Here is a 5,124-nt window from a genome sequence, read left to right as displayed (position 1 = left end):
GTCCGGCCGGTCAGCGTCACCGACGTTCGGCCGGTCACCGTCACCGACGTTCGGCCGGTCAGGGCCGCCGCGGTCCGATCGGTCGACGCCATCGTCGTCCGGCGATGCGCCGCCCGGGGCGCCGTCCGGGGAGGTGCCGTCCGGGCCGGTGGGCGCGGGCGCCTCGCCCGCCTTCGCTCCCGACATCAGCCAGGCGTACTCCGCGTTCGTCCGCAGCAGTTCCTGGTGGGTGCCCACCGCCGCGATACGGCCGCCCGACAGCAGCGCCACCCGGTCCGCGAGCAGCACGGTCGACGGGCGGTGGGCCACCACCAGGGCGGTGGTGTCCTCCAGGACCCTTCGCAGCGCCGCCTCCACCAGGGCCTCCGTATGGACGTCGAGCGCGGACAGCGGGTCGTCCAGCACCAGGAACCGGGGGCGGCCGATCACCGCGCGGGCCAGGGCCAGGCGCTGGCGCTGGCCGCCGGACAGGCTCAGGCCCTGCTCGCCGACCTCGGTGTCGACACCGTGGGGGAGGGAGCGTACGAAACCGGCCTGGGCCACCTCCAGCGCGCGGTCCAGATCCTCCTGCCGTCGGCCCTCATCCGTACTCGCCGCTCCCATCAGTACGTTCTCGCCGACGGTCGCCGAGAACAGCGTCGGCTCCTCGAACGCCACCGACACCAGCTCGCGCAGCCGCTCCCGGGGCAGCGCGGCGATGTCCTCGCCGTCCAGGGTGATCCGGCCGGCGGTCACCTCGTGCAGCCGTGGTACGAGCGCGGTGAGCGTGGTCTTTCCGCTGCCGGTGCCACCGACGAGGGCCATCGTCTCGCCGTGCCGTACCCGCAGATCGATCCGGGCGAGTACGGGTGCGGCGTCGGTGGCCGCGTCCGGATAGCGGAACTCGACGCCCTCGAACCGCATCCCGGACGCCTCGCTCACCCCGTCCGCCGCCTCCGCCCCGCGACCGCCGGTCAGCGCGGTGTCCGGCTCCCGCTCCGCGTCCATCACCTCGAAGAAACGGTCCGTCGCCGTCGCCGCCTCCTGGCTCATGGCGAGCAGAAAGCCGATCGACTCCACCGGCCACGCCAGCGCCAGCGCCGTCGACAGGAATGCCACCAGCGTGCCCGCCGACAGGCTCCCGTCGGCGACCTGGACCGTACCCAGGACCAGCGCGGTGCCGATGGCGAGCCCGGGCAGGATGGTGATCAGCGCGTAGATGGCCGCGAGCAGCCGCGCCTTGACCAGCTCCGTGCCGCGCAGCCGGTAGGACATCTCCCGGAAGGCGAGGGCCTGGCTGCGGTGCCGGCCGAAGCCCTTGACGATACGGATGCCGAGGACGCTCTCCTCGACGACCGTCGTCAGATCGCCGACCTGGTCCTGGGCCCGGCGGGCGGCGAGCGAGTAACGGGTCTCGAAGTACGCGCAGATCACCACGAGCGGGACGATGGGCGCGGTCAGTACGAGCCCCAGGCCCCAGTCCTGGCCGAGCAGAATCACATAGCCGACCACGATCGTGGTGCCGTTGACGACCAGAAAGGTCAGCGGGAACGCCAGGAACAGCCGCAGCAGCATCAGATCCGTCGTGGCGCGCGACAGCAGTTGCCCCGAGGCCCAGCGGTCGTGGAACGACACCGGAAGCCGCTGGAGATGCCCGTAGAGATCCGCCCGCATCGACGCCTCGACCCCCGCCAGCGGCCGGGCCACCAGCCACCGCCGCAACCCGAACAGCAACGCCTCGGCGAATCCGAGCAGCAGCAGGACGAACGCCCCCAGCCAGACCCCGCCGGGGTCGCCGTCCGCCACCGGCCCGTCCACGATCCACTTGAGGACGAGCGGGATCACCAGGCCAAGACACGACGCCGTGATCGCGACGACCGCGGCGCCGGACAGCCGTGCCCGTACGGGCCGCACATACGGCCACAGCCGCAGCAGCGAGCGCACAGCGGATCTGTCCTTGGCGGATATCTGCTCGGGTGTGTTGTTGGTGGGCATCAGGAGCGAGCCTACGGTTCATTGCTGACGGTCCTCATCCGAATTTGCCCTCGGCGAAACGGCGCCCGGGGTAATCCGGAGTAATACGGAGCTGCACATTCCGTCCGTCGGCAATCCCGGCGGCGGGACCCCTGGGAAACGGTCAAGCCGTCGCCCCGGGCACCGATACAAGCCGCCCCGGGCGCCGGTACAAGCCGCCCCGGCACCGAGCGCCCGCTGACCGCCACACGCCCTGCCGCCCCGCACCCGCCCCCACTCACCCCCCGGCGCAGGCACCCCCCCCCGACATGGCCCCCTGCCACGTTTCCCCCGGAGTCCGCCGTCGTTGGGTGGGCGTGAAACACGTACTGAAGCGGGCGGGGCGCGGCACGGCCCTCGTCCTGGCATCGGCAGGACTGATCGCATCTCTCGCCGGCTGCACCGGCGGAGTCCTCGGGATCGGCGGCAAGCCCCGGTCGCCCGATGAGGTGATCCGGGTGGTCCCCGGGGACGGCGCGAAGGGGGTCGACCCCCGCGACCGCCTCGAAGTGCGGCTGCCCAGCGGGCGGCTGGAGCGGGTCACCGTGAAGCGGATCGAGAACGAGGCGCCCGCCGAGGTGCCCGGCGCGATCTCCGATGACGGACTGCGCTGGACCCCGTCGGACGGCGCCCGGCTGGCCCTCGCCGCCAAGTACAGCGTCGATGTGCTCGCCCTCGACAGCCACGGCCGCCGCTCGGCCCGGCACACCACCTTCACCACCGAGGTCCCGGCGCAGCGCTTCATCGGCTATTTCAAGCCCGAGAACCGAGCCACCGTCGGCACCGGAATGATCGTTTCCTTCGACTTCAACCGGAAGATCGTCGACCGCGCCGCCGTGGAGCGCGCCATCCGGGTCACCTCACAGCCGCCCGTGGAGATCGCGGGCCACTGGTTCGGCGCCGACCGCCTCGACTTCCGCCCCGAGAAATACTGGCGGCCGGGCACCAAGGTCACCGTCGATGTGCGGCTGCGGGACGTCGAGGCCGCCCCCGGCTCGTACGGCATCCAGCAGCGGACCGTCACCTTCACCGTCGGCCGCTCCCAGGTCTCCCTCGTGGACGCGGAGGCGAAGACGATGGAGGTACGGCGCGACGGCAGCGTCCTGGCGACGGTGCCGATCACGGCGGGGGCGGCCAAGTCCACCACGTACAACGGGAAAATGGTGGTCAGCGAGCTGTTCGATGTGACCCGGATGAACGGGGCGACGGTCGGGTTCAAGAACGCCGAGGGCAAGGGCGAGTACGACATCAAGGATGTGCCGCACGCGATGCGGCTGACCGCTTCGGGCACCTTTCTGCACGGCAACTACTGGGCCGACCCCGAGATCTTCGGTGCGGTGAATGTCAGCCACGGCTGTGTCGGGCTGCGCGATGTGAAGGGCGGCAGCGAAGACACCCCGGCCGGCTGGTTCTTCGACCGGACCCTCGTCGGCGATGTGGTCGAGGTGGTCAACTCCCGGGACAAGCAGGTCGCACCCGCCAACGGCCTCAGCGGCTGGAACCTGGAGTGGCACCGGTGGAAGGCGGGCTCCGCCCTGCGCTGACGCGGCGCAAGGGCCCGTCCCTCCTGCCCGTCCCTCCTGCCCGTCCCTCCTGCCTGTCCCTCCTGCCTGTGCGTCCGCGCCCGCCCGTCCCGCGTCACCCCGAACGCCGTCTCCTCATGCGCCCGGACCGACCGTTGAGCGTGCGGAGACCTTGGGACGGAACAGTGACATTGGCGTGAACTCTCCCCCACCCCTGGTGTGATTGTCTGTCGAAAGTGCGTACGCGAGGCGCGCGGGGTGCAGGCCGTGGCGGGGCCAGGCCGTGCGAAGGGGAGAGACCATGGGGAACGGGCATCCGATGCCACCGATATCGGGGACACCGGCCGGTGCCGCACGCGGACGCGGGGGCTCCGCACTGCTGGCCGGTGTCATCGGGGCGCTGCTGGTGCTGCTGACGGCGTGTGGGGGCGGGGGCTCCGGCAAGGGCGGCGACAGCGGCGGGGACGCGGGGAAGGGCGACAGCGGCAAGGTCGGCAACGCGGCCTCCCGGGCCGTCGTGACCATCGCGCCCAAGGACGGCGCCACCGCGATCGCCACCAAGGGCGCGCTGAAGGTCACCGCCGCCGACGGCAAGCTGAGCACGGTCACCGTCCAGGACGACAAGGGCACCGCGGTCGAGGGCCGGATCTCGGCCGACGGCCGCTCCTGGGAGCCGCTGAACCATCTGGCCGGTGCCACCAAGTACAAGGTGCACGCGATCGCCAAGGACAAGGACGGCCGCGAGTCCGCCAAGGACACCAGCTTCACCACCCTCGTACCGAAGAACACCTTCATCGGCCAGTACACCCCCGAGGACAAGTCGACGGTCGGTGTCGGGATGCCCGTCTCGATCAACTTCACCCGCGGTATCACCAACCCCGAGGCCGTCGAGCAGGCCATCAAGGTCACCGCCGTCCCGCCCGTGCCCATCGAGGGCCACTGGTTCGGCAACGACCGGCTCGACTTCCGCCCGGAGAAGTACTGGGCCGCCGGCACCAAGGTGACCGTCAAGCTCAACCTGGACGGTGTCGAGGGCCGCCCGGGGGTGTACGGCAAGCAGGCCAAGACGATGTCCTTCACGATCGGCCGCAGCCAGGTCTCCACCGTCGACGCCAGTGCCAAGCGTATGAAGATCGTCCGGGACGGCAAGCAGATCAAGGACATCCCGATCACCGCGGGCGCGCCCGCGACCACGACGTACAACGGTCAGATGGTCATCAGCGAGAAGTTCAAGGTCACGCGGATGAACGGCGCCACCGTCGGCTTCGGCGGCGAGTACGACATCAAGGATGTGCCGCACGCGATGCGGCTGTCCCGGTCGGGCACCTTCATCCACGGCAACTACTGGGCGTCCGCCGGCACCTTCGGCTCGGCCAATGTCAGCCACGGCTGTGTCAGTCTGCGCGACACCCGGGGCGCCGGTGACAAGGGCACCCCCGCCGCGTGGCTGTTCAACAACTCGCTGCTCGGCGATGTGGTGATCGTCAAGAACTCCAAGGACAAGCAGATAGCCCCGGACAACGGCCTCAACGGCTGGAACATGTCCTGGGCCGAGTGGACCAAGTAGGCACTCGCCTCCGCTGCGCCCATCGCGCACTCCGGGCCCGGC

At 70.7% G+C, this 5,124-nt stretch carries 3 protein-coding genes; 2 read left to right on the top strand and 1 reads right to left on the bottom strand.

Going from position 1 to position 5,124, the window contains the following annotated elements; genetic code table 11:
* Window positions 1-1,974 (bottom strand): ABC transporter ATP-binding protein (locus ACWF94_RS32865; RefSeq protein ID WP_453496929.1); only part of this gene is annotated, 1,974 nt, incomplete at its 3' end.
* 335 nt (window positions 1,975-2,309) lie between these two features.
* On the opposite strand from ACWF94_RS32865, the gene ACWF94_RS32860 reads away from it, so the two are divergent.
* A complete protein-coding gene (locus tag ACWF94_RS32860; RefSeq protein ID WP_453496926.1) occupies window positions 2,310-3,536 on the top strand; it encodes a L,D-transpeptidase in 1,227 nt (408 codons plus the stop codon).
* Between the two features lie 298 nt (window positions 3,537-3,834).
* A complete protein-coding gene (locus ACWF94_RS32855; RefSeq protein ID WP_453496923.1) occupies window positions 3,835-5,082 on the top strand; it encodes a L,D-transpeptidase in 1,248 nt (415 codons plus the stop codon).
* Window positions 5,083-5,124: the final 42 nt, after the last annotated feature.

Source organism: Streptomyces sp. NPDC055078, assembly GCF_053607985.1.
The sequence above is the reverse complement of the archived record's forward strand: the minus strand, read 5'-3'. Positions and strand labels throughout refer to the sequence as shown.